The sequence below is a fragment of the Nocardiopsis sp. NPDC058789 genome (genome assembly GCF_042745575.1).
Classification (GTDB): domain Bacteria; phylum Actinomycetota; class Actinomycetes; order Streptosporangiales; family Streptosporangiaceae; genus Nocardiopsis; species Nocardiopsis eucommiae.
Genome location: NZ_JBHYOW010000008.1, coordinates 257,372 through 280,089 on the forward strand (window position 1 = coordinate 257,372; position 22,718 = coordinate 280,089).

Annotated in this window: 27 protein-coding genes; 11 read left to right on the forward strand and 16 right to left on the reverse strand. The window is 71.8% G+C overall.

Translation table 11 applies throughout. The annotated features are described in order from the left end of the window. Window positions 1–42: 42 nt before the first annotated feature. Both ACFW3L_RS14460 and ACFW3L_RS14465 read left to right on the forward strand, forming a co-directional pair. On the forward strand, window positions 43–672 hold the full coding sequence (locus tag ACFW3L_RS14460) for a helix-turn-helix domain-containing protein (protein WP_378740310.1): 630 nt from the start codon (window positions 43–45) through the stop codon (window positions 670–672). 47 nt (window positions 673–719) lie between these two features. Further along, window positions 720–1,403 (forward strand): hypothetical protein, encoded by a 684-nt coding sequence (locus tag ACFW3L_RS14465; RefSeq protein ID WP_378740312.1) that lies wholly within the window; start codon window positions 720–722, stop codon window positions 1,401–1,403. Window position 1,404: 1 nt separating this feature from the next. Here the strand turns inward: ACFW3L_RS14465 and ACFW3L_RS14470 are convergent, their stop codons facing one another. Further along, window positions 1,405–2,016, reverse strand: coding sequence for a histidine phosphatase family protein (locus tag ACFW3L_RS14470; RefSeq protein ID WP_378740315.1), 612 nt, complete (start codon window positions 2,014–2,016; stop codon window positions 1,405–1,407). Between the two features lie 312 nt (window positions 2,017–2,328). Between ACFW3L_RS14470 and ACFW3L_RS14475 the strand changes: the two genes are divergently transcribed. After that, a complete protein-coding gene (locus tag ACFW3L_RS14475) occupies window positions 2,329–2,871 on the forward strand; it encodes a type 1 glutamine amidotransferase domain-containing protein (RefSeq protein WP_378740317.1) in 543 nt (180 codons plus the stop codon). 91 nt (window positions 2,872–2,962) lie between these two features. On the opposite strand, the gene ACFW3L_RS14480 is transcribed toward ACFW3L_RS14475, so the two are convergent. From ACFW3L_RS14480 to ACFW3L_RS14490, 3 genes are all read right to left on the reverse strand, one after another. Beyond that, window positions 2,963–3,076: a methionine/alanine import family NSS transporter small subunit gene (locus tag ACFW3L_RS14480; RefSeq protein ID WP_378740319.1), complete on the reverse strand. Its 114-nt coding sequence runs from the start codon at window positions 3,074–3,076 to the stop codon at window positions 2,963–2,965. Beyond that, window positions 3,076–4,695, reverse strand: coding sequence for a sodium-dependent transporter (locus tag ACFW3L_RS14485; RefSeq protein ID WP_352387783.1), 1,620 nt, complete (start codon window positions 4,693–4,695; stop codon window positions 3,076–3,078). The genes ACFW3L_RS14480 and ACFW3L_RS14485 overlap by 1 nt, the downstream gene beginning before the upstream one ends. A 210-nt stretch (window positions 4,696–4,905) precedes the next feature. Beyond that, window positions 4,906–5,910, reverse strand: a complete 1,005-nt coding sequence (locus tag ACFW3L_RS14490) for a pirin family protein (RefSeq protein ID WP_378740322.1) — start codon at window positions 5,908–5,910, stop codon at window positions 4,906–4,908. Between the two features lie 158 nt (window positions 5,911–6,068). Between ACFW3L_RS14490 and ACFW3L_RS14495 the strand changes: the two genes are divergently transcribed. Both ACFW3L_RS14495 and ACFW3L_RS14500 read left to right on the forward strand, forming a co-directional pair. Further along, window positions 6,069–6,830 (forward strand): MBL fold metallo-hydrolase, encoded by a 762-nt coding sequence (locus ACFW3L_RS14495; protein ID WP_378740324.1) that lies wholly within the window; start codon window positions 6,069–6,071, stop codon window positions 6,828–6,830. Window positions 6,831–6,874: 44 nt separating this feature from the next. Beyond that, on the forward strand, window positions 6,875–7,804 hold the full coding sequence (locus tag ACFW3L_RS14500; RefSeq protein WP_378740326.1) for a ribonuclease Z: 930 nt from the start codon (window positions 6,875–6,877) through the stop codon (window positions 7,802–7,804). Window positions 7,805–7,873: 69 nt separating this feature from the next. Here ACFW3L_RS14500 and ACFW3L_RS14505 read toward each other — a convergent pair whose 3' ends face one another. Continuing rightward, window positions 7,874–8,845, reverse strand: a complete 972-nt coding sequence (locus ACFW3L_RS14505; RefSeq protein WP_378740327.1) for a DMT family transporter — start codon at window positions 8,843–8,845, stop codon at window positions 7,874–7,876. 75 nt (window positions 8,846–8,920) lie between these two features. Then, window positions 8,921–9,433: a GNAT family N-acetyltransferase gene (locus ACFW3L_RS14510; RefSeq protein WP_378740330.1), complete on the reverse strand. Its 513-nt coding sequence runs from the start codon at window positions 9,431–9,433 to the stop codon at window positions 8,921–8,923. A gap of 41 nt (window positions 9,434–9,474) precedes the next feature. Between ACFW3L_RS14510 and ACFW3L_RS14515 the strand changes: the two genes are divergently transcribed. Then, window positions 9,475–10,035 carry a helix-turn-helix domain-containing protein gene (locus ACFW3L_RS14515; protein WP_378740333.1) on the forward strand — a complete coding sequence of 187 codons (561 nt, stop codon included), beginning with the start codon at window positions 9,475–9,477 and terminating at the stop codon, window positions 10,033–10,035. Here ACFW3L_RS14515 and ACFW3L_RS14520 read toward each other — a convergent pair. Beyond that, window positions 10,005–10,889 carry an aminoglycoside phosphotransferase family protein gene (locus ACFW3L_RS14520; RefSeq protein WP_378740335.1) on the reverse strand — a complete coding sequence of 295 codons (885 nt, stop codon included), beginning with the start codon at window positions 10,887–10,889 and terminating at the stop codon, window positions 10,005–10,007. The genes ACFW3L_RS14515 and ACFW3L_RS14520 overlap by 31 nt on opposite strands. Before the next feature lie 171 nt (window positions 10,890–11,060). Further along, window positions 11,061–12,104, reverse strand: a complete 1,044-nt coding sequence (locus ACFW3L_RS14525; protein ID WP_378740337.1) for a Gfo/Idh/MocA family protein — start codon at window positions 12,102–12,104, stop codon at window positions 11,061–11,063. Between the two features lie 99 nt (window positions 12,105–12,203). On the opposite strand from ACFW3L_RS14525, the gene ACFW3L_RS14530 reads away from it, so the two are divergent. Together ACFW3L_RS14530 and gdhA are read left to right on the forward strand one after the other, a co-directional pair. Further along, the gene (locus tag ACFW3L_RS14530; protein ID WP_378740339.1) at window positions 12,204–12,902 is read left to right on the forward strand and encodes a GNAT family N-acetyltransferase; all 699 of its coding nucleotides are present in this window, start codon (window positions 12,204–12,206) and stop codon (window positions 12,900–12,902) included. Window positions 12,903–13,058: 156 nt separating this feature from the next. Continuing rightward, window positions 13,059–14,429 carry an NADP-specific glutamate dehydrogenase gene (gene gdhA / locus ACFW3L_RS14535; protein WP_378740341.1) on the forward strand — a complete coding sequence of 457 codons (1,371 nt, stop codon included), beginning with the start codon at window positions 13,059–13,061 and terminating at the stop codon, window positions 14,427–14,429. A 137-nt stretch (window positions 14,430–14,566) separates the two neighbouring features. Here the strand turns inward: gdhA and ACFW3L_RS14540 are convergent, their stop codons facing one another. Further along, window positions 14,567–15,799: a DUF418 domain-containing protein gene (locus ACFW3L_RS14540; protein ID WP_378740344.1), complete on the reverse strand. Its 1,233-nt coding sequence runs from the start codon at window positions 15,797–15,799 to the stop codon at window positions 14,567–14,569. Window positions 15,800–15,818: 19 nt separating this feature from the next. Further along, complete coding sequence (locus tag ACFW3L_RS14545) at window positions 15,819–16,469, reverse strand: hypothetical protein (RefSeq protein ID WP_378740346.1); 651 nt, start codon at window positions 16,467–16,469, stop codon at window positions 15,819–15,821. A gap of 114 nt (window positions 16,470–16,583) precedes the next feature. Between ACFW3L_RS14545 and ACFW3L_RS14550 the strand changes: the two genes are divergently transcribed. Further along, window positions 16,584–17,192, forward strand: a complete 609-nt coding sequence (locus ACFW3L_RS14550) for a TetR/AcrR family transcriptional regulator (RefSeq protein WP_378740348.1) — start codon at window positions 16,584–16,586, stop codon at window positions 17,190–17,192. Window positions 17,193–17,264: 72 nt separating this feature from the next. On the opposite strand, the gene ACFW3L_RS14555 is transcribed toward ACFW3L_RS14550, so the two are convergent. Both ACFW3L_RS14555 and ACFW3L_RS14560 read right to left on the reverse strand, forming a co-directional pair. After that, window positions 17,265–18,239: an aldo/keto reductase gene (locus ACFW3L_RS14555; RefSeq protein ID WP_378740350.1), complete on the reverse strand. Its 975-nt coding sequence runs from the start codon at window positions 18,237–18,239 to the stop codon at window positions 17,265–17,267. Between the two features lie 90 nt (window positions 18,240–18,329). Then, a complete protein-coding gene (locus ACFW3L_RS14560) occupies window positions 18,330–18,461 on the reverse strand; it encodes a hypothetical protein (RefSeq protein WP_378740353.1) in 132 nt (43 codons plus the stop codon). A gap of 209 nt (window positions 18,462–18,670) precedes the next feature. On the opposite strand from ACFW3L_RS14560, the gene ACFW3L_RS14565 reads away from it, so the two are divergent. Further along, complete coding sequence (locus ACFW3L_RS14565) at window positions 18,671–19,177, forward strand: DinB family protein (RefSeq protein WP_378740356.1); 507 nt, start codon at window positions 18,671–18,673, stop codon at window positions 19,175–19,177. A gap of 3 nt (window positions 19,178–19,180) precedes the next feature. Here the strand turns inward: ACFW3L_RS14565 and ACFW3L_RS14570 are convergent, their stop codons facing one another. The 4 genes from ACFW3L_RS14570 to ACFW3L_RS14585 all read right to left on the reverse strand — a co-directional run bounded on the left by ACFW3L_RS14570 (window position 19,181) and on the right by ACFW3L_RS14585 (window position 21,750). Then, a complete protein-coding gene (locus tag ACFW3L_RS14570; RefSeq protein ID WP_378740358.1) occupies window positions 19,181–19,390 on the reverse strand; it encodes a hypothetical protein in 210 nt (69 codons plus the stop codon). Between the two features lie 32 nt (window positions 19,391–19,422). Beyond that, window positions 19,423–19,866, reverse strand: a complete 444-nt coding sequence (locus ACFW3L_RS14575; protein ID WP_378740360.1) for a pyridoxamine 5'-phosphate oxidase family protein — start codon at window positions 19,864–19,866, stop codon at window positions 19,423–19,425. A gap of 78 nt (window positions 19,867–19,944) precedes the next feature. Next, window positions 19,945–20,733 carry a phosphodiesterase gene (locus ACFW3L_RS14580; RefSeq protein WP_378740362.1) on the reverse strand — a complete coding sequence of 263 codons (789 nt, stop codon included), beginning with the start codon at window positions 20,731–20,733 and terminating at the stop codon, window positions 19,945–19,947. Between the two features lie 57 nt (window positions 20,734–20,790). Continuing rightward, window positions 20,791–21,750: an aminoglycoside phosphotransferase family protein gene (locus tag ACFW3L_RS14585; protein WP_378740364.1), complete on the reverse strand. Its 960-nt coding sequence runs from the start codon at window positions 21,748–21,750 to the stop codon at window positions 20,791–20,793. A 76-nt stretch (window positions 21,751–21,826) separates the two neighbouring features. On the opposite strand from ACFW3L_RS14585, the gene ACFW3L_RS14590 reads away from it, so the two are divergent. Further along, complete coding sequence (locus ACFW3L_RS14590) at window positions 21,827–22,588, forward strand: class I SAM-dependent methyltransferase (RefSeq protein ID WP_378740366.1); 762 nt, start codon at window positions 21,827–21,829, stop codon at window positions 22,586–22,588. The last annotated feature ends 130 nt before the right edge of the window (window positions 22,589–22,718 follow it).

Genomic DNA, 22,718 nt, shown 5'->3' on the forward strand with positions numbered 1-22,718 from the left:
GCGGTGTCGGAGGTGACGGGGGAGCTGTGACAGATTCGGGGTATGGACGACGAACTCACCCCGGTGCTGGAGGCGGTGGGGCCGCGGCTGCGGTCCCTGCGTAGGGAACGGGGCACCACCTTGGCGGGGTTGTCGGAGCAGACGGGGATCTCGGTGAGCACCCTGTCCCGGCTGGAGTCGGGACAGCGGCGTCCCACCCTGGAACTCCTGCTACCGCTGTCCCGCGTGTACGAGGTGCCCCTGGACCGGCTGGTGGGACAGCCCCCGGTGCGGGACCCCCGGGTCCAGCGCGGGGCTTTCGTCCGCCACGGTGTCACCTACGTCCCCCTCAACCGCAGGCCGGGCGGTCTCCAGGCGTACCGGATCACCAACCCGACGCCGAACGCCCCGCTCACCGTTCCGGCGGACCAGATCGAACAGCGCACCCACGAGGGGCACGACTGGCTCTACGTCCTGGAGGGGCGGTTGCGGCTGGTCCTGGGCCATCACGACATGGTGTTGGAGGCCGGTGAGGTCGCGGAGTTCGACACCCGGATCCCGCACGCGCTGGCCAACCCCGGGCCGGGCCCCGTCGAGTACCTGGGCCTGTTCGGACCGCAGGGAGAACGGGCGCACGTGCGGGTGCGCCCCAGGGAGGACCCGGAAAAAAGGGGGGAACCGGGCGAGGAGTGAACGGCGTCTCAGTGGGTGCAGAGCCGCACTGAGAGGAAGATTCACCCATGTCTGGTGGCACCCTGGCGATCATGATGATCGCCGTCGTCATCGTCATCGCGATCGTGGTGATGTCCTCGGCCGCCGAACGACAGCGGGCTGAGTACCTGGAGACCTGGGCCCGGGAACGGGGCTGGAGCTACGAGAGGGAACGTCCCGAGCTGACCTACCGGTTCCACGGCACCCCCTTCCGGTCGGGGCGTTCCAACGCCAAGGCCCGACACGTGCTGACGGCCGACCACCGGGGGCACAGGGTCCTGGCCTTCGAGTACTCGTACACCACGACCAGCCACAACGGTCAGAACACGACCACGACCACGCACTGCTTCAACGTCGTGGCGGTGGGCACCCCGCGTACGTCGGTCCTGGAGGTCAGGAACGAGCACCTCGGACACACCCTGCTCGGCCTGTTGGGCGTGCACGACCTCCAGGTGGGAGAGCCGACCTTCGACGGGACCTTCCGGATCACCGCGCAGGACGACGCGTTCGCCCTGGCGGTGCTGGGACCGGAGCTGCGGGCCTGGCTGTTGGCGGGCGCCGAGGAGCGGGTCCCGTTCCGGTTCACCGGTGACCATCTCATGACCTGGGGTTCGGGCAGGATCGAACCCGACGCCGTGGTGACGGACGCCGACACCCTGATCGACCTGTTGGAGAAGGTCCCCGCCCAGGCGTGGGAGGGAACCCCGAGCTGAGTCAGGGCCGCAGGTGGGGCGGGAAACCGGTCCACCGCAGCTCGTCGGGCAGGTGGGTGAGCTCGTTGAGGGTGACCACCGAGGCCGGGTAGTGCGGGGCGTACCGGATGACGGTCAGCCCGGCGTTGGCCGCGCCCACGCTCACCCACCGCCAGGGCGGCGCGTCGAGCGCCGCCGTCACCAGCCAACCGACGAGGTAGGCATGGGTGATGACCACCTCCCGGAGCTCCGTCCGACCCTCGACGGGGCCGGTCAGGAGCTCCAGCGCCCTGCGGCCCAGGTCGGGGGAGCGTTCGTCGGGTGGGACGCGGTGCAGGAAGTCGAGGACACCGTCGGCGTGGGTCGCGGGTAGTTCGTGGCGTTCGGGCAGGTAGGGGGCGTAGTCCCCGGCTTCGGGGAGTTCCACCGGGGTCACGTCCTCCAGGCGGGAGGCCACCAGGTGTGCAGTCTGGGCGGCGCGGGGCAGGGGGCCGTGCCGGAGCGTGTGGGGCGCGAACTCGCTCAGACGGGCTCCGAGCAGGTCGGCCTGGCGGCGTCCGGTGTCGGTGAGATCCCCGGTGTCGGGGTCGGCCTGGGCGTGGCGGGCCAGATACAGGCGTCGGGTCGCGGCCATGGGGGACCCCTTCCGGGTGGGGGCTGCTGGTGGTGTTCCCCTCCTGGGACCCACCTCGATGGCGCCTGGTTCACCTCCGACGAGTGGGAGGCCTCCGTCCTCGGTGCCGAACCACCCCCGAGCGAGTCGCCGAGTCGTCACCGTCGGCGCCATCGCCTCGGCCGCGGATTCCTCCCTGGGTCCCTGGGGCCCGCCGAACGCGGGGATCGATCCCTCGGCGGTACGTGAGCGGAGGGGGCTGGGCGGGTAGGGCCGCACGTGTCGGCGGATCCGTTCGGATCCGCGCACCCGAGGAGCACACAGGGGGACACGATGGCTGACCCACTCACCGGACGCCGGGTGGCGATTCTGGCCGCGGACGGTGTCGAGCAGGTGGAGCTGGTCCAACCACGCCAGGCGCTGGTCGAGGCCGGAGCCCAGGTGGATCTGGTCTCGTTGCGTGAGGGAGAGATCCAGGCCATGAACGGGGACATCGAACCGGCAGACCGGTTCGCGGTGGACCGGGTGGTGTCGGAGGTCGGTGTCGACGACTACGACGCGCTCATGGTTCCGGGGGGCACGATCAACCCGGACAACCTGAGGTCGGACGCGGACGCGGTGCGGATCGTGCGCGACTTCGTGGCCCGGGGCAAGCCCGTCGCGGCCATCTGCCACGGGCCCTGGGTGCTGGTGGAGGCCGACGTGGTGCGCGGGCGCACCGTCACCTCCTTCCCCAGCATCCGCACCGACATCCGCAACGCCGGGGGGACCGTGGTGGAGGAGGAGGTGGTCACCGACCACGGCGTGACCACCAGCCGCGACCCGGACGACCTGCCCGCGTTCTGCGCGCGGATCGTCCGGGAGTTCGCGGCCTGACCCTCCCCGCAGGGAACGGAGCGTCCCGTACACGGCCGAGGGGCCGCGGACCGCGTGTGCGGTTCGCGGCCCCTCGGGCTGAGGCTGGTGGTCACTCGGACCCGGGGTCGTCGGGGTGGCGGCGCAGGTGGATGACGGCCGCGACGAGGCCGCCCCAGAGCACGGTGATGGAGATGACCATCATGACGATGGCGCTGGTGGACATCAGCGGTCCTCTTCCTTTTCCTTGTCGAAGGCCGGGACGGCGGTGCCGGAGGGCGCGATGTCGTTGGGCGCCTCCAACTGGACCGGGGTGCCGTCCTCGTCCGAGACGCGTTCGGCGTCGTGGCGGGCGATGGCGTCGGCACGCTTCCACGGGAAGCAGGACATCACGACGCCGAAGACGATGGCGCCGATGGCCACACCCCAGCCCGCGGCGAGCAGGTACCCGGTCGGGTAGCCGCCGTAGTTGGTGGCCAGCTCGGTGCGCAGGCTGTCCCACATCATGATGCCGAGCAGGACCGGCGTGACGCCACCCAGCGTCACGCGCCACCACAGGCCCAGGTGGATGCTGGAGACGGCGTTGACGTGCGACTGGAACAGGGGCAGCTTGCGCACGCCCCAGCCGACGAAGATGACCAGGACCAGACCGGCCAGCGCGATGCCGTACTGGTTGATGAAGTGGTCGAAGACGTCCAGGAAGTGCAGGCCCTCCGGGGTCGGGAAGAGCAGGATCGAGGCGAGCGCGGTGGCGCCGCCGACCAGCAGCACGGTCTGGGTGCGGCCCAGGCCGGTGCGGTCCTGCACGGCCGAGACGATCACCTGGACGATGCTGATCAGCGAGGTGAGTCCGGCGATGACCAGGCACCCGAAGAACAGGACGCCGAAGAGCGAACCGCCGAAGGGCAGGCTGGAGATGATCTGCGGGAAGGCGATGAAGGCCAGTCCGATACCGGAGGTGGCGACCTCGTCGACGGCGGTTCCGGCGGCGGTGGCCATGAAGCCGAGGGCGGCGAACACGCCGATGCCGGCCAGGAGCTCGAAGGAGCTGTTGGCGAAGCCCGCCACCATGGCCGAGCCGGTCAGATCCGACTTGCGCCGCAGGTAGGAGGCGTAGGTGACCATGATGCCGAAGCCGATGGACAGCGAGAAGAACACGTGTCCGTAGGCGGCGATCCACACCTTGCCGGTCAGCATCGCCTCCCAGTCGGGTGTGAAGAAGGCGTTGAGGCCGACGACGGCGCCGTCGAGGGTGAGCGCCTGGATGACCAGGAGGCCGAACAGGACCACCAGTAGCGGGATGGTGATCTTGTTGAGGATCTCGATGCCGCGCCGGATCCCGATGATCAGGACCGCGAGGGTCACGAACCAGACCGCGACCAGTGGCCAGGCCACCCCGGAGACGAAGCCGGAGACGACGCCCGGTTCGGGGCTCATCTGGAGGAAGTCGTTGAAGAAGAACCCGTCGGGGTCGTCACCCCAGGCCTGGTTGACGGAGAACCAGGTGAAGCGGATGGCCCAGGCGATGATCACGGCGTAGTAGACCGCGACCACGAAGCAGATCGCCACCTGCCACCACCCGATGGCCTCGGCCGGGCGGAAGATGCGCCGGTAGGACAGCGGAGCCGAGGAACGGTACCTGTGCCCGATGCCGTACTCGAGGATGAGCAGCGGGATGCCCGCCGTCAGCATCGCGATCAGGTAGGGCAGCAGGAACGCGCCGCCCCCGTTCTCGTAGGCGACGTAGGGGAATCGCCAGATGTTGCCGAGTCCGATGGCCGATCCGATCGCGGCCATCAGGAATCCCGCGCGCGTCCCCCACTGCTCGCGAGGCTGTTGCCCCATGTTCAGGTCTCCTAAATCATCCCGTAGTTCGCGACCCGCACCGTAGCAGGATTTGTGCCCTTGAGCATCGTTGGGGCAGGTCCGGGTGCTGGATGTCGTCGTTCGGTCGGCTTTTCGTGCGGAATCGTCCAGCTTTCACTCTGGAGGCCTGAGCAAGCCCCGCTTACCCTTCACATTCAGCGCCCCTCAGCCGGAGGGCGGGGCGCCGGGTCAGGCACCGCGGTGTCGGGGGCGCGCACGCAGTCGTGCGTTGGGCAGGTCGGGAGCGGGCAGCGCGGCGCCGCCGTCGGCGCGCACCGGGTCGAACCGGAAGCCCTCGCCCCGGTCGTGGCCTTCGCGCTGCTCCTCCCAGTCCGCGCGGGCGCGCACGATCTCGTCGTGGTCGCGACCGACGAAGTTCCACCACATCACCAGGTCCTCGGCGAAGGGTTCGCCGCCGATGACGAGCAGGTGGGTGCGTTCGGTGGCGTGGAACTCGATGTGGTCGCGTCCGGTGCCGAGGTAGAGGAGGGAGCCGGGGACGACCCGGTGACCGTGGGCCCGCACGGGGGTGTCCAGGGGGAGCAGTCCGTGTTCGAAACCGGGTCGGACGGGCAGGGTGACGGTGCTTCCCGCCTCGATGACGACCTCGGCGCCGACCAGCGGAGTGTGGGTGCGCGCGGGTGAGCGGTGGCCTCCGAGCTCGCCCATGATCACGGTGACCCGGGCCCCGGGCAGGGAGAACCCGGGCAGGTCGTCGTGGTGCTCGAAGCGGGCGGGTCCCCGCCGGTCGTGGCCGGGCAGGGCCACCCACAGCTGTGCCCCCTGGAGGAGGTCGGGGGCGTGCTCGGGGGTGCGTTCGGAGTGGGCGATGCCGTTTCCGGCGGTCATGAGGTTGAGCTGGCCGGGGCGGACCACCTGGTCGGAGCCGAGGCCGTCCAGGTGGTGGACGGTGCCCTGGACCAGCCAGCTCACGGTCTGCAACCCGATGTGGGGGTGGGGCGGCACTTGCATGCCCGGACCGGTGCTGACGTCGGCGGGCCCGTAGACGTCGGCGAAGCACCAGGCGCCGACCATGCGGCGGTTCCGGCCGGGGAGGGCGCGGTGGACGAGCATGGCGCGGGGTCCGCCGAGGGGGACCTCGCGTGGTTCGAGGAGTTCGGTGCCGTGTTCGGGGCCGGGGGCGTCGGCCTCACAGACTCGTTGTTCGGTGGGGTGGGGTTCGATGTTGCTCACCTGGTCGACGCTAGTCCAGCCGGGGTGCTGACGCACGTGGGCGGGGGTGTGGCGGAAGAGGTGGGTGAGTCGTACTGCGCTAGACGGTGAGTTCGCGGGTAGGAGTGGGGGACGGGGTCCGTTCTCGGGTTCTCACGCGTGCCCGTCCGGGAGGAATCATGACCCATGTCCCCGAGGAGGTCGCCCCCGGTGTGTACCGGATCGGTGACCCGCTCGTGAACTTCTACCTGGTGGAGACCGTGGAGGGGCTGGTGATGGTCGACGCCGGTCTGCCCTCGCACAGCGGTCGGTTCCTGGACGCGGTCGCCTGGGTGGGGGGCCGGTTGCGGGCGGTGGTGCTCACCCACGCCCATCCGGATCACACGGGCCTGGCCGAGCGGGCCCGTGACAAGGCGGGCGCCCGGGTGTGGGTACACGAGGCCGACGCGCCGATCCTGGTGGACGGGCCCACCAGCGCGATGATCCATGCGCGCCCTGAGCGACCGTTGCTCCCCTACCTGGCGCGGCACCCGGCGTCCGTGCGGGTCCTGGTGCGGCTGGGGCACGCCGGGGCGTTCACCTCGGACCGGGTGAGCGAGTTCTCCGTCTTCGGTGACGACCAGGTACTGGAGGAGGTGCCGGGCCAGCCGCGGGTGGTGTCCGCGCCGGGGCACACCCCCGGCAGTGTGCTGGTGGTCTTCGAGGAGCGCGGGGTGGCCTTCACCGGGGACGCCCTGGTCACCACCGATCCCAGCACGGGGTGCGACGGGCCCCGGGTGGTCAGCCGGATGTCCACGCACGACAGCGCCCGGGCGATGGAGTCGTTGGAGAGCCTGGCCGCGCTGCCGGAGCGGAGCGTGCTGCTGCCGGGACACGGCGCTCCCTTCACCGAGGGTCCGCGTGCCGCGATGATCCGCGCCCGCGCCACCGGAGTCCGCTGAAACCGAGAGGCGCCGCCGCCACGCAGAGTGGGACCATACGCTCCATGTCCGTACGCGAACTCGTGGTCCTCGGGACCTCCAGCGCCGTGCCCACCCGTCGGCGCAACCACAACGGCTACTTCCTGCGCTGGGGCGACCAGGGTGTGCTGTTCGACCCGGGGGAGGGAACCCAGCGGCAGATGCGTCTGGCCGGTCTGGCCGCCAACGACATCACCAGGGTCTGCGTGACGCACTTCCACGGGGACCACAGTCTGGGACTGCCCGGAGTCCTCCAGCGCATCGCCCGTGACCAGGTCCAGCACACGGTGCGGATCGCCTACCCGGGCGCCGGTGAGGAGTACTGGCGGCGCCTGCGGCACGCCACCTCCTTCCGCGACACCGACGTGATCGTGCCCCAGCCGGTGGGCGGCTCCGGGACTTGCGTGGTGGGCCCGGACGAGCCGTTCACGGTCACGGCCCTGCCCCTGCGCCACTCCATGCCCGCCTACGGGTACCGGTTGACCGAACCCGACGGGTGGCGGATGCTGCCCGACCGTCTGCGGGACCTGGGGGTACGCGGCCCCGCCATCTCCCGGTTGCGGCGGGAGGGATCCCTGGAACTGGCGGACGGCCGCGTGGTGGAGCTGGCCGACTGCGCGGTGCCCCGCCCCGGCCAGGTGTTCGCGTTCGTGATGGACACCGGTGAGTGCGAGCAGGCGGTGGAGCTGGCCCGTGGGGCGGACATGCTGGTCATCGAGTCCACGTACCTGGACTCCGAGGAGCACCTGGCCGAGGCGTACGGCCACCTGACGGCGCGCCGGGCCGGGCGGATCGCCGCTCGTGCGGGGGCACGCACGCTGGTGCTGACCCATCTGTCGGAGCGCTACGAGGAGGCAGACGAGAGCCTCTTCACGGCCCAGGCGGGCGAGGAGTTCGACGGGCAGGTGGTGCTCGCCGCTGACCTGGACCGGATCGCGGTGCCGCCACGGCGTTGACGCGCCCGGCGGCGCCTCCCTCGGTGGGGGACGGGTCGGTCCGGTGTCTTGTGACGGCGTCCTCGCAGGTCAGCTCCGGTCCGGAGCGTGTTCCGGCTCGGGGACGGCCGGGGCGTCCTCCGTGGCGGGCGTCGGAGAGCTCGGCACGGAGGTCTGGGCGATGAAGGCTCCGGTCACGATGACGACCGCGCCGACGACCTGGACGAGGCTGAGCGCCTCGCCCAGCAGCACCCAGGCGAGCACGATCGCGGTGACCACCTCCAGGTAGGCCACACCACCCGCCACCTGCGGCGACAGGCGTCGGATCGCCGAGACCCCGGCGAAGTAGGCGACGGCGGTGCACACCAGGCACAGCCACAGCACCAGGGCCCAGCCCGGCAGGGTGAGCGTCCCCAGCGGGAGCGGGTCCGCGAGCAGGCCCCACGGCAGGGTCCAGGGTTGGGCGAGTGCCCCCAGCAGGACGGCGGCGATCAGCGCGCCGAAGGCGATCACGGCCAGGGGGTCGGTGTCCTGACCCATGGCGTCCCCGAGCAGGAAGAAGGCGGCCTGCGCGGCCGCCGCGCCCAGGGCCAGACCCACGCCGATGGCGTCCAGGCTCATGCCCGCCCAGATCTCCAGGAGCAGGCCGAGCCCGGCCACCGCGAGGACGACCCCCACGACGGCGGCGGGGGAGACCCGGTCGCGGCGCACCACCCGGACCCACAGCAGCACCAGGACCGGGCCGAGGAACTCCACGAGCAGCGCGATCCCCACCGGGATGCGGGCGACGGCGGCGAAGTACAGGGCCTGCACTCCGGCCATGGGGAAGACTCCGTAGGCCAGGACCAGCAGCGGCCGGTTCCGGGCCGTGCGCCAGTGCCGCACGGCGACGGGGAGCAGGATGAGCGCGGCCCCGGCCACCCGCAGCCAGGTGACCTGGAGCGGGTCCATGCCCGCGTCCAGCAGTGGGCGGGCGAAGACCCCCGCGCCGCCGAAGGCCAGGGCGGCGGCGAGCGCGAAGGCCAGCCCCGAGGGGCGGTGGCGGGCGGTGTGCGCGGACACGGGTCACTCCAGGGGGATGGTGGGGAGAGGGGACCTCGTCGAGCATAGGGGGCCGGTGTGCGGGGGGCGGCGTGGCTACGGGGTGAGGTCCAGCTGGGCCCAGGCCACGTCGTGCCAGGCGTCGTGCTTGTGGCCCACCCGACGCATGACTCCCACGTCCTCGAAGCCCATGGCCCGGTGCAGGCCCAGGCTGGCGTCGTTGGGCAGGGTCATGCAGGCGATGGCGGTGCGCATCCCGCGTGCGGCCAGGCGCGGCATCAGCGCGGTGTAAAGGGCTCGTCCCGCGCCCCGGCGGCGGCGCCCGCGTTCGAGGTAGACGCTGACCTCGCAGGTCCGGCGGTAGGCGGCGCGGGTACGGAAGGTGCCGCCGTAGGCGTAGCCGAGCACGCCCTCCTCGTCCTCCATGACGATCCACGCGTGGTGGCGCTGGGCCTCGGTGATGCGCCGGGCCATCTCCTCCTCCGAGGGAGGTTCGAGCTCGAAGGTGATGGAGGTGTCGGTGACGTAGGGGGCGTAGATCGCCGCGCACACCGCCGCGTCGGTGACGGTGGCGTCGCGGATGCTGTCGTGCGTGAGCAGGGCGTCCATAATTGAGCATGATAAACGAGGTTGTCCACTATGGTGAACACATGAGTGACGAACTGGGGCCCGCCCTCGCCGTGACCCTCCAGACCCTGCGCCGCGACCGAGGACTCAGCGGCGCCGCCCTGGCCGACCTCTCCGGGGTCTCCCGGGCCATGATCAGCCGGATCGAGAACGGGGACGCCCAGCCCACCGCCGCGCTGCTGGGACGTCTCTCCGGGGCCCTCGGGCTGACCCTGTCCGAACTCATCGCCCAGGCCGAACAGGGGGACCGTCGCCTGGCACGCCGTGACCAGCAGCCCCTGTGGACCGACCCCGAGACCGGCTACCGGCGGCGCGCGGTCTCGCCCACCTCCGGGGGATCACTCGAACTGGTGGAGGTGGAACTTCCTCCCGGTGCCCGGGTGCCCTACCCGGAGGAGGTGTTCACCTTCACCCACCACCAGATCTGGGTCCTGGAGGGCGTGCTCGCCTTCCGCGAGGGCCCGACGGAACACCTCCTGGAGCGCGGGGACTGCCTCCAGCTCGGCGCCCCCGCGCCCTGCGAGTACCGCAACCCGACGGGGAGTGCCTGCCGCTACCTGGTGGCAGTGACCCGCAGGGCGTAGCGCCCGGCTGCCAGGGATAAGCCGGTCAGGGCGGAGAGGAGGGCGGGACGCTGCTCGCGCAGCCACCGCCCGCGACGGGCCTTCGTCCGCTCCCACGCGGCCCAGCCGCCCGCCCGTTCCACGCTCCGGACGAACGGGGGGCTGCCCTGGTCCACCATGTCCCGGACGAAGTCGCGGGAGACCTCGTCGTACTGTTCCAGGGCCTCGGGAAGGGAACGGCGTTCGGCGTCGCACAGGCCGTAGCCGTCCGCGATCAGGCGGAGCCGGTGCGGGAGGCGGGCGCCGGCGAACTCCGTACGGGCCAGGGCCTCCGGGGGCAGGGCGGGGCCCAGGTAGAAGGCCAGGGCGGCCAGGTCCCAGACGGGGCGCCCCGGGGCGGCGAGGTCGAAGTCGATCAGGGCGACGGCCTCGCCGTCCCGGAAGACCAGGTTCTCCAGGCAGGGGTCGTTGTGGCAGAGCACGGTGCCGCCCTCGGGGTCGCTCAGGGCGGTGGGCCAGGCCGTCCCGGCGCGCAGGGGGACGTGCTCGGCGGCGTCGTGGTAGCGGCGCAGGAGCCGGGCGGCGCTGGCCACCACGCGGTCCGCTCGGGACCAGGCGGGGAAGGGAGGAAGGGCCACGTCGCCCTCCACGAAGGTCAGCTCCTCGGTCCCGGGCCCCTCGTCTCCCTCGGCGGGGCGCAGGGCCAGCGGACGGGGAGCACCGGTGAACCCGCCGCCGGTCAGGGCGGAGAGGAAGTCGTGCAGCGCGGCGGCGTGGGGCGGGGCCACGCGCACCACGCGCTCGCCCCGACGGACGACCGTGTTCATCATGCCGCCGCTCAGCGGCTGGTCCCGTTCCTGGTGTCCGGTGCTCATGTCCGACCTCCGTGCCTCAACGCGTGACGTGCGTGGGAAGTGTGGTGGGTGTCCCGGATGAACCCGGCCGCGTGTCACCGTTCGGACCCGGTCGTGAGTTGACCGTGGGGCACCGTACCGCGCCGCTGGCGGTCCCGGGAGGAGAAGCCGCTCAACCACGGCTGATCGCGCTCACCCCAGGTCGGGCAGGGGCACGGGGACCGAGCCCTGTTCGAGGGAACGGGCTCCGGCCACCCCCACCAGGGACGCCGCGACGGCCTCGCGCACGCCGGTGACCGGTGGCGCCCCCTGTTCGACGGTGGCGCGGAAGGCCTGGAGGAGCAGTACCGTGCCCTCCGCGCTCCGGTCCACGGCCGCGCCGTCCAGGGTCAGCTCCGGGGGAACGCGCACCTCCTCGCGGGGACGGCCGTCGACCTGGGTCCACCCCTCGGCCCGCACCCGCACGGACCAGGCCTGGTCGCCCCGGGCCCGGACCGACTCGGCCAGCCCCCGTTCGCCGCGCACCGACACCCAGCTCCAGTGGCTGTCCGGCTCCCCTTGCAGGAAGCCGTTGCGGGTGAGGGCCAGCGCCCCGGTGGACAGGCGCACCGCCATGACGCTGGCCTGGCGGGGCGCGGTGGTGTCGGCGGTGAAGGCCGTCACCTCCACGGGACGCGCGCCCGTCAGGGCCAGGATGGGGGAGAGCGAGTGGGTGCAGTAGGCGGTGGGGGCGATCGTGCCCCGCCAGTGGCCCGGGTCCCCGATGAGGCCGTTGACGTCCTGGGGCGACATGCCGTGCAGGTAGTCGGCCTCGACGTGCGTGACACGGCCGATCTCGGGCAGGGCCTCGCGGATCAGGCGCACGTGCGGCAGGAGCACGTAGTTCTCGGCCAGGGAGTAGCTGGCACTGGAGCGGTCGGCCGCCTCGACGAGGCGGCGCCCCTCTTCCTCGTCGGCGCACGCGGCCGTCTCGGACAGCACGTGCACGCCCCGGTCGAGGAAGGCGACCGCGAGGGGCGCGTGGGCGTCGAAGTCGTTGGCCAGGATCACGCCGTCCAGGCCCGTGTCCAGCAGGTCGCGCCAGTCGCTCACCCTCCGTGCGTCGGGCAGGGCCGCACCGGCCCGGGACAGCACCGCCGGATCACGGTCGCACACCGCCTCGACCCGCATCCCGAGCCGCTCGCACCAGGTCGCCAGGTGCGATCCCATCCCCAGTCCCACCACTCCCACGCGCATGGGGCGATCATGGCGGTCACCGCGTGGGGCCGCAAGCGCATCGCGCGCGGTGCCGGTGATCGGCCCCGGAACGTCGTCCCCGGATGATGGAATGCCCGCATGAGGCCGACATCCCCCGACACCCTGGCACCCCTGGTCCGACGCTGGCAGCGAGGGTGGGCGCTGGCCGCCGCGCTCACCCCGGCGACGGAGGCCGACGGCGCGCTGCACGTACGGTTCGAGCGGCCCAGGAGATGGGTCGAGCGGATCGTCCTCGACGCCGACCGGCACCCGGAGCGGACGCTGGCCCTGGCGGAACGGGTCGCCGCCTCACCGGATCCGGACTGGCTCACCGTGCCCACCCGCGACGCCGAGGCGACCGTTCGGCTGTTGGCCGGGACGGGGCTGGAGGTGGACCCCGCGCACGAGACCCTCATGACCACGAACCTCGTCGAGCACCCCGCGGCGACGCCGCCCGTCGCCCCCTACACCGTCCACCTGGACGAGGAGTGCGTGGTGCCCGGTCGGGAGACGGTGCTCAGAGCCAGTCTGTCGGCGCCCGGGCACGTCCGGGCGGGCAGCGGGATCGGCGCGCTGGTGGGCACCGACATGATCGCCCACGCCATCGGGACCGAGCCCGAGCACCGTCGGCGCGGGCTGGGCTCGGTGGTGATGGGGACTCTGACCTCCCGTGCCCGCGCGCTCGGGGGCCGGGGCGGGCTCCTGGTCTCGACCCCGCAGGGGCGCGGCCTGTACTCCTCCCTGGGGTGGCGGCCCCGCGCGACGGTGGTGGTCGCGCGGGCGCCCGGGGTCGAGTGACGACACGGGCCAGAGCGGGGAGCGGTCGAGGAGGTCCGGAACCGGACGTGTAACGTCGTTGAGGGCCTCGAACGTGGCCGCATCACTGATCGCGTTGACGTCCCCCAGGGCGGTGACCCGTGAGGGGCGCCAGCGCCGAAGGGACCCAAGACCCACATGACCTCTGTCATCGGCTCCGAAATGGAGAACCACCACCCGGGCGTGCGTTCGGCGTTCGAGCACGTGGCCCGGCGCAACCCGGACGAGCCCGAGTTCCAGCAGGCGGTCCTGGAGGTGCTGGAGAGCCTCTCTCCCGCGCTGTCGAGCCACCCCGAGTACGTCGACCAGCGAGTGCTGGAGCGTCTCTGTGAGCCCGAGCGGCAGATCATCTTCCGCGTCCCGTGGCGGGACGACCAGGGGCGGGTGCACGTCAACCGTGGTTTCCGGGTGGAGTTCAACAGCGCCCTGGGCCCGTACAAGGGTGGTCTGCGCTTCCACCCCAGCGTGAACCTGGGCGTCATCAAGTTCCTCGGGTTCGAGCAGATCTTCAAGAACGCGCTCACCGGCATGGGCATCGGCGGCGGCAAGGGGGGCAGCGACTTCGACCCCAAGGGTCGCTCCGACGCGGAGATCGAGCGCTTCTGCCAGTCGTTCATGACCGAGCTCCACCGTCACCTGGGTGAGTACACCGACATCCCCGCCGGCGACATCGGTGTGGGTGGCCGCGAGATCGGCTACATGTTCGGGCAGTACCGGCGGCTGAGCAACCGCTGGGAGGCCGGGGTCATCACCGGCAAGGGCCTGGACTGGGGTGGTTCGGCGGTCCGTACCGAGGCCACGGGGTACGGAGCGGTGATGTTCACCGAGCGGATGCTGGAGCGTGCGGGCAAGGGCCTGGCGGGACGCCGCATGGTCGTGTCCGGATCGGGCAACGTGGCGATCTACGCGGTGGAGAAGGCCCAGCAGCTGGGCGCGACCGTGGTGGCGTGTTCGGACTCCAGCGGTTACGTGGTGGACGACAAGGGCATCGACCTCGACCTGCTCAAGGAGATCAAGGAGGTCGAGCGCGCGCGGATCAGCGCCTACGCCGAGCGGCGCGGTGGCGCGACGTACGTCGAGGGCGGCAGCGTGTGGGACGTCCCCTGCGAGGTGGCGCTGCCGTGCGCCACCCAGAACGAACTCGACGCGAAGGCCGCCCAGGCACTGGTCGGCAACGGCGTGCTGGCGGTGGCCGAGGGCGCGAACATGCCCACCACGCCAGAGGCGGCCAAGGTGTTCCGTCAGGCCGGGGTCTTGTTCGCTCCGGGCAAGGCCGCCAACGCGGGCGGTGTGGCCACGAGCGTGCTGGAGATGCGCCAGAACGCCCGGCGCACCTCGTGGTCCTTCGAGCACGCCGAGTCGGAGCTGGCCGAGACCATGGCCGGTATCCACGACCGCTGCGAGGAGGCGGCCGTCCGGCACGGCGCCAAGGGTGACTACGTGCTCGGTGCCAACGTCGCCGGGTTCGAGATGGTCGCCGACGCGATGCTGGCCCAGGGCCTCATCTAGGCCGAGTTCTGCGGACACACGCCGTGCCCGTGTCGCCGGGGCGACACGGGCACGGCGTTCTCGTCGGTCGGTGGCCGGATCCGTGGGCCCGAGGTGGCCGCCCTTCACTCTGTTCGGGGCGGAGGGCCGGGCCCGGATCAGGCGTCGACGGACCGAGGACGGTAGGTCAGCCGGCGCAGCAGGACCTCCGCCGGTCCCCGTCGGCCCGCGCGTTCCATGGCGGCCGCGCCGACCACCGTGAGGGCCCAGGTGGAGACGGCCAGGGCCGAGGCCGACCAGCTCGACAGGTGCGCGCCCAGCCCCAGACCCCAGGCGGCCATCACCGGGCCCCACACCACGGACTGCGCCAGGTAGCCGCTCATGGACCGGCGGCCCAGGGCACCGAGCCACCGCACCGGGAGTGACGTGGCCGCCGCCCGCCCGCTCAGCCGGTGCGCCACGAGTCCGAACAGCGCCGCGTAGCCGACACCGGTGAAGATCCCGGTGTAGAAGTTCAGGCCGGTCAGCGCCGACACCGGGGCGATCTCGGTGACGACCCCGGTGTGCTGGAGGGCCAGGACGGCGCCGGTGATCCACCCGGCGGCGATGCCCCACACGGCGAGCCGCCGCAGCAGCACGAGGTGTCGGGAGGGCTCGTCCAGGATCCGGTGACGGGCGGCGAGGACGCCCATGAGGAAGGCGGCGGGCAGCGCGAGTGTCGCGACCCCCGCGACGAGCTGGAACGACCAGGTGGTGAGCCGCACCATGGCCGCGGCCAGGTAGGACTCCTCGGCGATGCTGGCGCGCTGCATGTCGGCGGCGGCCGTGCCCGCGTCGGCGGGGACGACCATCCCCGCCACGGCCACCAGCGCGCCCAGACCGAGCAGGACCCCGATCCAGATCTTGAGGGTGCGGTCCGAGCGCCCGAAGAACAGCGGCACCATGAGGAGGCCGATCAGTCCGTAGACCCCGATGATGTCGCCCTGCCAGAGCAGGAGCGCGTGGACGGCGCCGAACACGAGCATCCACAGGTGGCGTCGTCTCAGGAGTCGTCGGGCCTGGAGGGGGCTGGTCCCCTTGGCCGTCTGGCGCGCGTACATCTGGCCGATGCCGTAGGCGAACAGGAACCCGAACATCGTGTGGACCCGTGCGTCCACCACGACGAGGGTCAGCGCCTGGGCGATCCGGTCGGCCAGACCGCCCTCCACCGGGTGCAGACCCACGGATCCCACCTGTGCCGTGTACAGGAAGTACGGGGTGTGCGCCAGGGCGATGAGCAGGAGCATCATCCCCCGTGCGATGTCGGGCGCCAGGGAGCGTTCGGACAGCGGGGTCGAGCGGATCGGCCCCCCGGAGGGGGGCGGCGCGTGATCAGGGGTGCGGGTGGTCATGTCGTCCTTTCGGGGGTGTTCAGTTGCCCGCGTCGTCGAGCCAGGAGTAGCGCAGGCGGAGGGCGCGCTCGACGCTGCCCAGGGCCGCGCCGACGCCGAGCGTGACGTTGAGCCAGAGCGGCAGGAGGACGGGCGAGGTGAAGGTTCCGGTCACGTCGTTGACCGGGGGGATCTGTGAGAGGGGTTCGAGGGCCTGGAGCAGGTTGAGGCCGAGTCCGACCACCAGCAGAGCCACCGAGACCGCGCCGATCCAGCGGCTCAGGGCCGGGTGTTCGCGGTCGAGGCGGGCGCGTCGTCCCTCGGCGGAGCGGGGGTCCGGGACGAGTTGCCGCTCCGCTCCGTCGTCGGGGACGTGGTGGCAGCGTCGGAGTCCGAAGGAGCTCGTGGCGACCTCGACACGGCCGCCGGGGACGGGAAGGACCGCGGGCATCGTGGAGCGGGCGTGCCGTACGCCGTCGAGATACAGGTCAGCCGTGACCTCACCGTCCTCCTTCCGGCCCCAGTGTCGGACGTCGACCGAACAGAGCGTGGTGCGCCCGTCTGCCTGGCGGAGGGGAAGGTGGAACAGGGATCGGCTCAAGAGCTGCCACCAGCGGAAGGCCTTCAGGCGGCGGCCGTCCCCGGTCGTGACGCGGTGCGCCGCGCGTCGGCGGCGCCACTGGTCGAGCATGTTTCTCCTCCGCCTCTCACCGATCCACTTCCAACACAGTGTGTTGGCGACACGAGAGACACTAACACACTGTGCTAGTACGGTGTACTAGTAAGGTGGGGGCAGGAGGTAGTGATGAAGGAAGCAGACGACGCCCAGCGGAGCTCGCGCGACAGGATCCTCATCGCGGCGGCGACGATGGTGGGCGAGAACCCGGCGGAGCGGCCGAGCGTGCGGGCGGTGGCGGCCAGAGCGGGGGTGAGCACCGGCTCTCTACGGCACCACTTCCCCACGCAGCGGGCCCTGATGGACGCGGTGCTCGCGGGCATCTACGCGCACATCGCCCCGGGCGAGCCCATCCACGACACGACGCTGCCAGCGCGGGAACGCCTGGTCGCCTGCCTACGGCAGATCCTCGCGCACGCCGGGACCGGGAACGAGGCGAGGGAGGCCCTGCGCAGGACCTACGAGACCTTCATCGCTTCCGAACCGACCGAGGCCGCCCGCAGGACGTACCTGGAGGTCGAGGGGCAGATGCAGCACCGCGTCGAGCACTGGCTCTCCGTGCTCGTGGAGGAGGGAGCGCTCGCTGAGGGCGACAACGGCAGGCGCGCGAAGTTCCTGCTCACCGTGGTCAACGGCGTCACGCTCGAAAGGGCGTTGCCTGCCTCGGAGTCCCTGCTGGAGTCCGAGGCCGCCACTCTGTTCGCCGCGGTCGACGGCGTCCTGGGCGGCTGTGTGTAGGAGGGGCCCGGGTGCCCCCCGCGGTCGGGCCGGGCGCTGGAAGGACGCGTCAGCGCCCGGCCCCGACCGGGATCACCACAGGTGGTGGACCTGGGGACGGATGAGCTCGTCGTAGACCTCGCGGACCTGGTCGTGGGTCTTGGCGTCGAGCGGCGGCAAGTGCGCCGCTGCCGCGTTGCCCCGGGCCTGATCGGCGTTGCGGGCGCCGGGAATGACCACGCTCAGCCCCTCCTGGTCGAGGATCCAGCGCAACGCGAACTGGGCCAGGGTGGCACCTTCGGGAACCAGGGGTCGCAGGCGTTCGACGGCCTCCAGGCCGGTCTCGAAGTCAACGCCGGAGAAGGTCTCGCCCCGGTCGAAGGCCTCGCCCCCGCGGTTGAAGTTGCGGTGGTCGTCCTCCCCGAACCTGCTCTCGGCCGAGAACCGACCGGACAACAGCCCGCTGGCCAGGGGGACCCTCGCGATGATCCCCACTCCGGCCTCGCGGGCGGCGGGGAGGACGCGTTCCAGGGGCTTGTGGCGAAAGGCGTTGAGGATGATCTGCACGCTGGCCACGTTCGGCCGGGCGATGGCGGCCAGGGCCTGGTCGCACGTCTCCACCGAGACCCCGTAGGCGCGCATACGCCCCTCGTCCACCATCGCGTCCAGGTCGTCGAACACGGCGTCGCTGTCGATGACCGTCGAGGGCGGGCAGTGCAGCTGGACCAGGTCGACGGTGTCCACGCCCAGGTTGCGGCGGGAGTCGTCGTTCCAGGCACGGAAGTTGCCCGAGTTGTAGTGGGCGGGGTCCTGGGCCATGCGGCGGCCCATCTTGGTGGCCACCGTGAGGTGGGGGTGGACCTTGAGCAGCTGGCCGACCAGCCGTTCGCTGCGTCCGTCGCCGTAGACGTCGGCGGTGTCGACGAAGGTGACGCCCTCCTCCACCGCCGTGTTCAGGGCGCTCATGGCGTCCGCCTCGCTGACCTCGCCCCAGGCGGAGCCGATCTGCCAGGCGCCGAATCCGACGGCTCCGACGCGGGCGACGGTACCGAGTTCACGTGTGTCCATGGCGTGATCCTAAGTCCTCTGGAATCGCTCCCACACGGGGCTTAGGGCCCGGGTCCGCCGGAGTTGGACCTCCATCTCCCGTGTACGCGGTCAGCACCGGGCGAGGGCACCGCGCACCACGGCCACGACTAGGCGCGTGACCAGGGCGAACAGGGCCCCGGTGTGCGGCGCGCCCAGCGTAGCGACGGTGTCCTTCCTGGCCAGGGTGCCGGGCCATCGCAAGCAGGCCCGCCTCATCGCCCTGCCTTGGCGCGGACCTGGGCGGCGGCCGGATTCAGGGCCCGCGCAACGCGACCCTCCGATTCGCGGTCACGCTCAGCCCCTGGTGGAGGCCTCATCCTTCGACAGCGGAATGCAGGGCGTTCGTGGGTAGGGTTGCGACGGATCAATTCCGTTGCCGACGGGACGGTGTCCGCCTAGGGTCGCGGATCATGAACGATCCCCGCGTCGACCCGCCCTTCGTCACCGACGAACGCACCATGCTGGAGAACTGGCTGGAGTGGCACCGGCAGACCCTTGCCGTCAAGTGCCAGGGCCTCACCGACGAGCAGCTGCGCGTACGCTCCACTCCGCCCTCGCCGATGAGCCTGCTGGGACTGGTGCGGCACATGGCCCACGTGGAGCACATGTGGTTCCGCGTGGTCCTGGCGGGAGAGCAGCCCCACTCACCGATCAAGGAGCCCGACAACCCGGACGGTGACTTCCTGGACGTCGACACCGCCTCGGTCGAGGAGTCCTTCGCGGTGTGGCGCTCGGAGATCGACGGCGCCCGGCGGGCGTCGGCCGGGCTCTCTCTCGACTCCGTCGGGAAGAGCCAACGGCACGGCGAGGACTGCTCCCTCCGGTGGATCCTCGTCCACATGATCGAGGAGTACGCCCGCCACAACGGCCACGCCGACCTCATCCGCGAGCGCGTCGACGGGGCGACGGGGGAGTAGCCCTCAACCCCGGACGCCCCGGGCGACCGCCGCGAGGTCGGCGGGTGCGCCGCCCATGATGAGGGCGGCGTGTTCGGTGACGGCCTCGATCGGCCGGTCCCACCAGCGAGCCTCCAGCAGCAGCGCCACGTCCGGCTCCGGGAACCGGGAGCGGACGTGGCGCGCCGGGTTCCCGCCCACCAGCGCGTAGGGTGCGACGTCTCCGCCGAGCACGGTGAACGGGTAGGTCGGATCGTCTCCCGCGTTCAGGAGAAGGTCTTGGACAGGTCCTTGACGACGGTGCGCTCGGGCACGAAGCGGACCAGGCGGGCGTCGTCGGCGAAGTACCGGAAGTCGGGGTGCCACGTGGTCTCGTCGTCGCCCAGGTATCGGCGGAGCTTGCGTCTGCTCAGCGCGGGGTCGAAGGGCACCACCTCCGCGACGCCGCGCATGATCACCTGGAGGAACTCGTGTCGTTCCAGGTCACAGGTGTCCACCACCACCGCCGTCCGCGGGTCCCGCTCCAGGTGCCGGGCCATCACCGCGTACTCGCCGGTGATCCACCACAGGACCCCTCCCTCCCGCAGGAACCAGACCGGCCGAACGGTGGGCGCCCCGGAGGCGTTGACGGTGGCCACGCGGGCCACCAACGGCCGGGAGAGGAAGGCGTCGACGTCGAAGGGGTGCTCGGGCTGAGGGGTGTCGGTCATGCATCCAGACTAGGGACCAGGCGGGCACGGTGACGGTAGGGGAGCGGCCGCACCGTCCGGTGGACGAGGCGCCGACGGTCACGGGTTCACGGCGTGGTTGACCTGGACGGTGTGGGTCACCCAGCCGTGGTCGGTCTGCTGGTGCAGCAGGAACGCCGTGGGCTCGGGAGCGAATCCCGGCGGACCGTCCGAGTCCCTCTGGAGGGGGCTCTGCAGGTACGTGCTCGGGGCGGTGGAGAGCACGCTGCCGCCGAAGCCGGTGGCGGTCTGGCGGTGCACGTGTCCGGCCAGGACCCGCGCGACGTTCGGGTGGTGGGCCACCACCGCCTCCAGCTCCGCGCCGTCGTCCAGCCGCATCCCGTCCTGGAACGGGAGGCCGAGGGGGACCGGCGGATGGTGGACGCACACGAGGGCCGGGACCTCCGGCCGACGGTCCAGGACCGTGTCCAGCCAGTCCAGCTGCTCGGAGCCGAGCAGCCCTCCGGGAGCTCCCGGGACAAGGGAGTCCAGGACCACGAGGGTGAGCTCGGGATACTCCACCAGGTAGTGGGCGCTCTCGCCCCCGCCGAGGTGCTCGCCGCCACCGAAGGCGGCCACCAGGTTCTCGCGGTCGTCGTGGTTGCCGGTCGCCAGGAACAGGGGGAGTGGGAAGCCGTCGACGATCTCACGGAGGAGGTCGTACTCCTCCGGGGCACCGAGGTCGGCCAGGTCCCCGGAGATGACCACGCAGGTGGGAGGCGGGTTCAGGGTCAGTACCTGGGCGAGCGCCCGGCTCAGCCCGGCGGCGGGCGCGGCGGCACCCGCCGCCAGGTGGGGGTCGCTCAGGTGCGCGACCGAGACGGAGGTGGATCCGGAGGAAGGGGTCATGACGGACACAGTGCCCCAGCGGACGCCTCGCGGGCAACAGGGTTGGCTGTCAGCCGCTCAGTCGGTCGGGCCGGGCGGGTCGACGGTGAAGGGTGTGGCCCGCCACTGGTCGACGGCCGGGTTCAGGAACCCGGCCAGCACGGGCAGTTTCGGCACGAGTTCGAGGGCGGCGACGACCCGCAGGGCCCCCACGGCGTTCACGAAGGCCAGTACGTCCCGGTCGAGCTCACGCGTGCCGACGCGGCGGGCGCCCCGGTCGTAGGCGGCCTCCAGCTCGGGGCCGAGCGCGGCCAGGTCCCACTCCACCGGTCCCAGCGACACCAGTTCGAAGTCGGCGTGACGGTCCCCGTCCAGGGCGGAGAAGACGTTCGCGGGCGGGGAGTCGCCGTGGATCGGCTGGAGTCCGATACCCGGGTAGGCCCGCTCGAACGCCTCACGTGAGGCGGCGATCGGCTCCAGGACGCGCCACTGGTCGCGGGCCCGGGCCAGGTCGTGCGGGGAGATGAGGTCGGGGCTCTCCTCCAGCCGTTCCAGGGCGGCGGTGAGGGAGGGCGGTTCGGCCGCGCCGAGGAACTCCAGCTCTCCCGGGTAGTCACGCAGGGCGGCGTGCAGCGCGGGGACGCTCTCGGCGTTGGCGACGTAGTCGGGCTCCTCGCCGCGCCTCTCCTCGACGTACTCCCAGAACGTGATGGAGAGGCCGTCGCGCTGGACGGGCTCGCACGGCACCAGCGGACTGGGCCGGAGCACCGGGGTGCCCTGTTCCGACAGCCACCGGGTGACGTCCAGTTCCGCGCGCTGGCGGGCGGTGACGGAGTCCACGGTCACCGAGTCCGGCAGGACGGTGGGGACACGGGCCACGACCGGTGCGGGCGCCAGGTGGACGACCACGGAGAACAGGTCGTGGAGCACGCGCGGGTCGGTCACGGTGAGTCCGAGGTCGCGCCCGGCCCCGACGACGGCGCTCACGGCGTCGGAGGTGCGCTGGGCCAGCTGTTCAGGGGTGAGATAGGCAGTCACGGGGCGATGATTCCACGTCGGGGCACCAGGGAGAAAACCTTTGCCGTCGTCCGGGGTCGCCCGCCAGAATGGCCGGATGGTCGACCGACACTTCTCCGCCCCGGAACTCGCTGACCTCTACGACTCCTTCCACCCCTGGCGGAGCAGTCCGCAGGACGACTTCTACCTCGACCTCGTGATGGGCGCCCGCTCCGTGCTGGACGTGGGTTGCGGAACCGGGAAGATCCAGCGTGTGGCGCGCGAGCGCGGGCACACCGGCCGCCTGGTGGGCCTGGACCCGGCCGACGCGATGTTGGAGGTGGGCCGCCGGGACCGCGACGACGTCGAGTGGACCCTGGGCGACCTGGTCTCGGGCCCCCGCTCCAGGGCGGCGGGGCCGTTCGAGGACGCGTTCGACCTGGTGATGATGTCCGGGCACGCCTTCCAGGTGTTCACCACCGACGAGGAGGTGCGCGCCAACCTGGCCGCCGTGCGGCGTGCGCTCACCCCTGACGGACGGTTCGTGTTCGAGACCCGCAATCCCGCCTATCGCGCCTGGGAGGCCTGGGTTCCCGAGCGGGCGCGCACGGTGCGCGGGCCGGGGGGCCGGGACGCGACCCGCGTGCACCGGCTGCGCGAGGTGGACGGCGAGCTGGTCACCTTCACCTCGGACCACCTGGTCGAGGGGTGGTCGGAACCGCTGGTCAGCCGAAGCACGCTGCGGTTCCTGGACGCTGACCGCCTCAACGGCTTCCTGGTCGAGGCCGGGTTCCGGGTGACCGCGCAGTACGGCTACTGGGACCGGAGCCCGCTCACTGACACCAGCATGGAGATCATCACCTTCGCCCGCCCCGCCTGAGAACGCGGGTCCGAGGGCGGGGGCACGGCGGCACCGGTCTGACCGCGAGCGCACGCCCGAGGACACACTGGCCGTCGCGGAGGCGTTCCAACCGGCTGAGCGATGACCGTCCGCGGGGCCTCGGTACCCG

Bases quoted from the DNA above. Each gene is read 5' to 3' on its own strand.
- ACFW3L_RS14460 (WP_378740310.1), top strand. From the start codon at position 43: ATGGACGACGAACTCACCCCGGTGCTGGAGGCGGTGGGGCCGCGGCTG.
- ACFW3L_RS14465 (WP_378740312.1), top strand. From the start codon at position 720: ATGTCTGGTGGCACCCTGGCGATCATGATGATCGCCGTCGTCATCGTC.
- ACFW3L_RS14470 (WP_378740315.1), bottom strand. From the start codon at position 2,016: ATGGCCGCGACCCGACGCCTGTATCTGGCCCGCCACGCCCAGGCCGAC.
- ACFW3L_RS14475 (WP_378740317.1), top strand. From the start codon at position 2,329: ATGGCTGACCCACTCACCGGACGCCGGGTGGCGATTCTGGCCGCGGAC.
- ACFW3L_RS14480 (WP_378740319.1), bottom strand. From the start codon at position 3,076: ATGTCCACCAGCGCCATCGTCATGATGGTCATCTCCATCACCGTGCTC.
- ACFW3L_RS14485 (WP_352387783.1), bottom strand. From the start codon at position 4,695: ATGGGGCAACAGCCTCGCGAGCAGTGGGGGACGCGCGCGGGATTCCTG.
- ACFW3L_RS14495 (WP_378740324.1), top strand. From the start codon at position 6,069: ATGACCCATGTCCCCGAGGAGGTCGCCCCCGGTGTGTACCGGATCGGT.
- ACFW3L_RS14500 (WP_378740326.1), top strand. From the start codon at position 6,875: ATGTCCGTACGCGAACTCGTGGTCCTCGGGACCTCCAGCGCCGTGCCC.
- ACFW3L_RS14510 (WP_378740330.1), bottom strand. From the start codon at position 9,433: ATGGACGCCCTGCTCACGCACGACAGCATCCGCGACGCCACCGTCACC.
- ACFW3L_RS14515 (WP_378740333.1), top strand. From the start codon at position 9,475: ATGAGTGACGAACTGGGGCCCGCCCTCGCCGTGACCCTCCAGACCCTG.
- ACFW3L_RS14520 (WP_378740335.1), bottom strand. From the start codon at position 10,889: ATGAGCACCGGACACCAGGAACGGGACCAGCCGCTGAGCGGCGGCATG.
- ACFW3L_RS14525 (WP_378740337.1), bottom strand. From the start codon at position 12,104: ATGCGCGTGGGAGTGGTGGGACTGGGGATGGGATCGCACCTGGCGACC.
- ACFW3L_RS14530 (WP_378740339.1), top strand. From the start codon at position 12,204: ATGAGGCCGACATCCCCCGACACCCTGGCACCCCTGGTCCGACGCTGG.
- gdhA (WP_378740341.1), top strand. From the start codon at position 13,059: ATGACCTCTGTCATCGGCTCCGAAATGGAGAACCACCACCCGGGCGTG.
- ACFW3L_RS14540 (WP_378740344.1), bottom strand. From the start codon at position 15,799: ATGACCACCCGCACCCCTGATCACGCGCCGCCCCCCTCCGGGGGGCCG.
- ACFW3L_RS14545 (WP_378740346.1), bottom strand. From the start codon at position 16,469: ATGCTCGACCAGTGGCGCCGCCGACGCGCGGCGCACCGCGTCACGACC.
- ACFW3L_RS14550 (WP_378740348.1), top strand. From the start codon at position 16,584: ATGAAGGAAGCAGACGACGCCCAGCGGAGCTCGCGCGACAGGATCCTC.
- ACFW3L_RS14555 (WP_378740350.1), bottom strand. From the start codon at position 18,239: ATGGACACACGTGAACTCGGTACCGTCGCCCGCGTCGGAGCCGTCGGA.
- ACFW3L_RS14565 (WP_378740356.1), top strand. From the start codon at position 18,671: ATGAACGATCCCCGCGTCGACCCGCCCTTCGTCACCGACGAACGCACC.
- ACFW3L_RS14575 (WP_378740360.1), bottom strand. From the start codon at position 19,866: ATGACCGACACCCCTCAGCCCGAGCACCCCTTCGACGTCGACGCCTTC.
- ACFW3L_RS14580 (WP_378740362.1), bottom strand. From the start codon at position 20,733: ATGACCCCTTCCTCCGGATCCACCTCCGTCTCGGTCGCGCACCTGAGC.
- ACFW3L_RS14590 (WP_378740366.1), top strand. From the start codon at position 21,827: ATGGTCGACCGACACTTCTCCGCCCCGGAACTCGCTGACCTCTACGAC.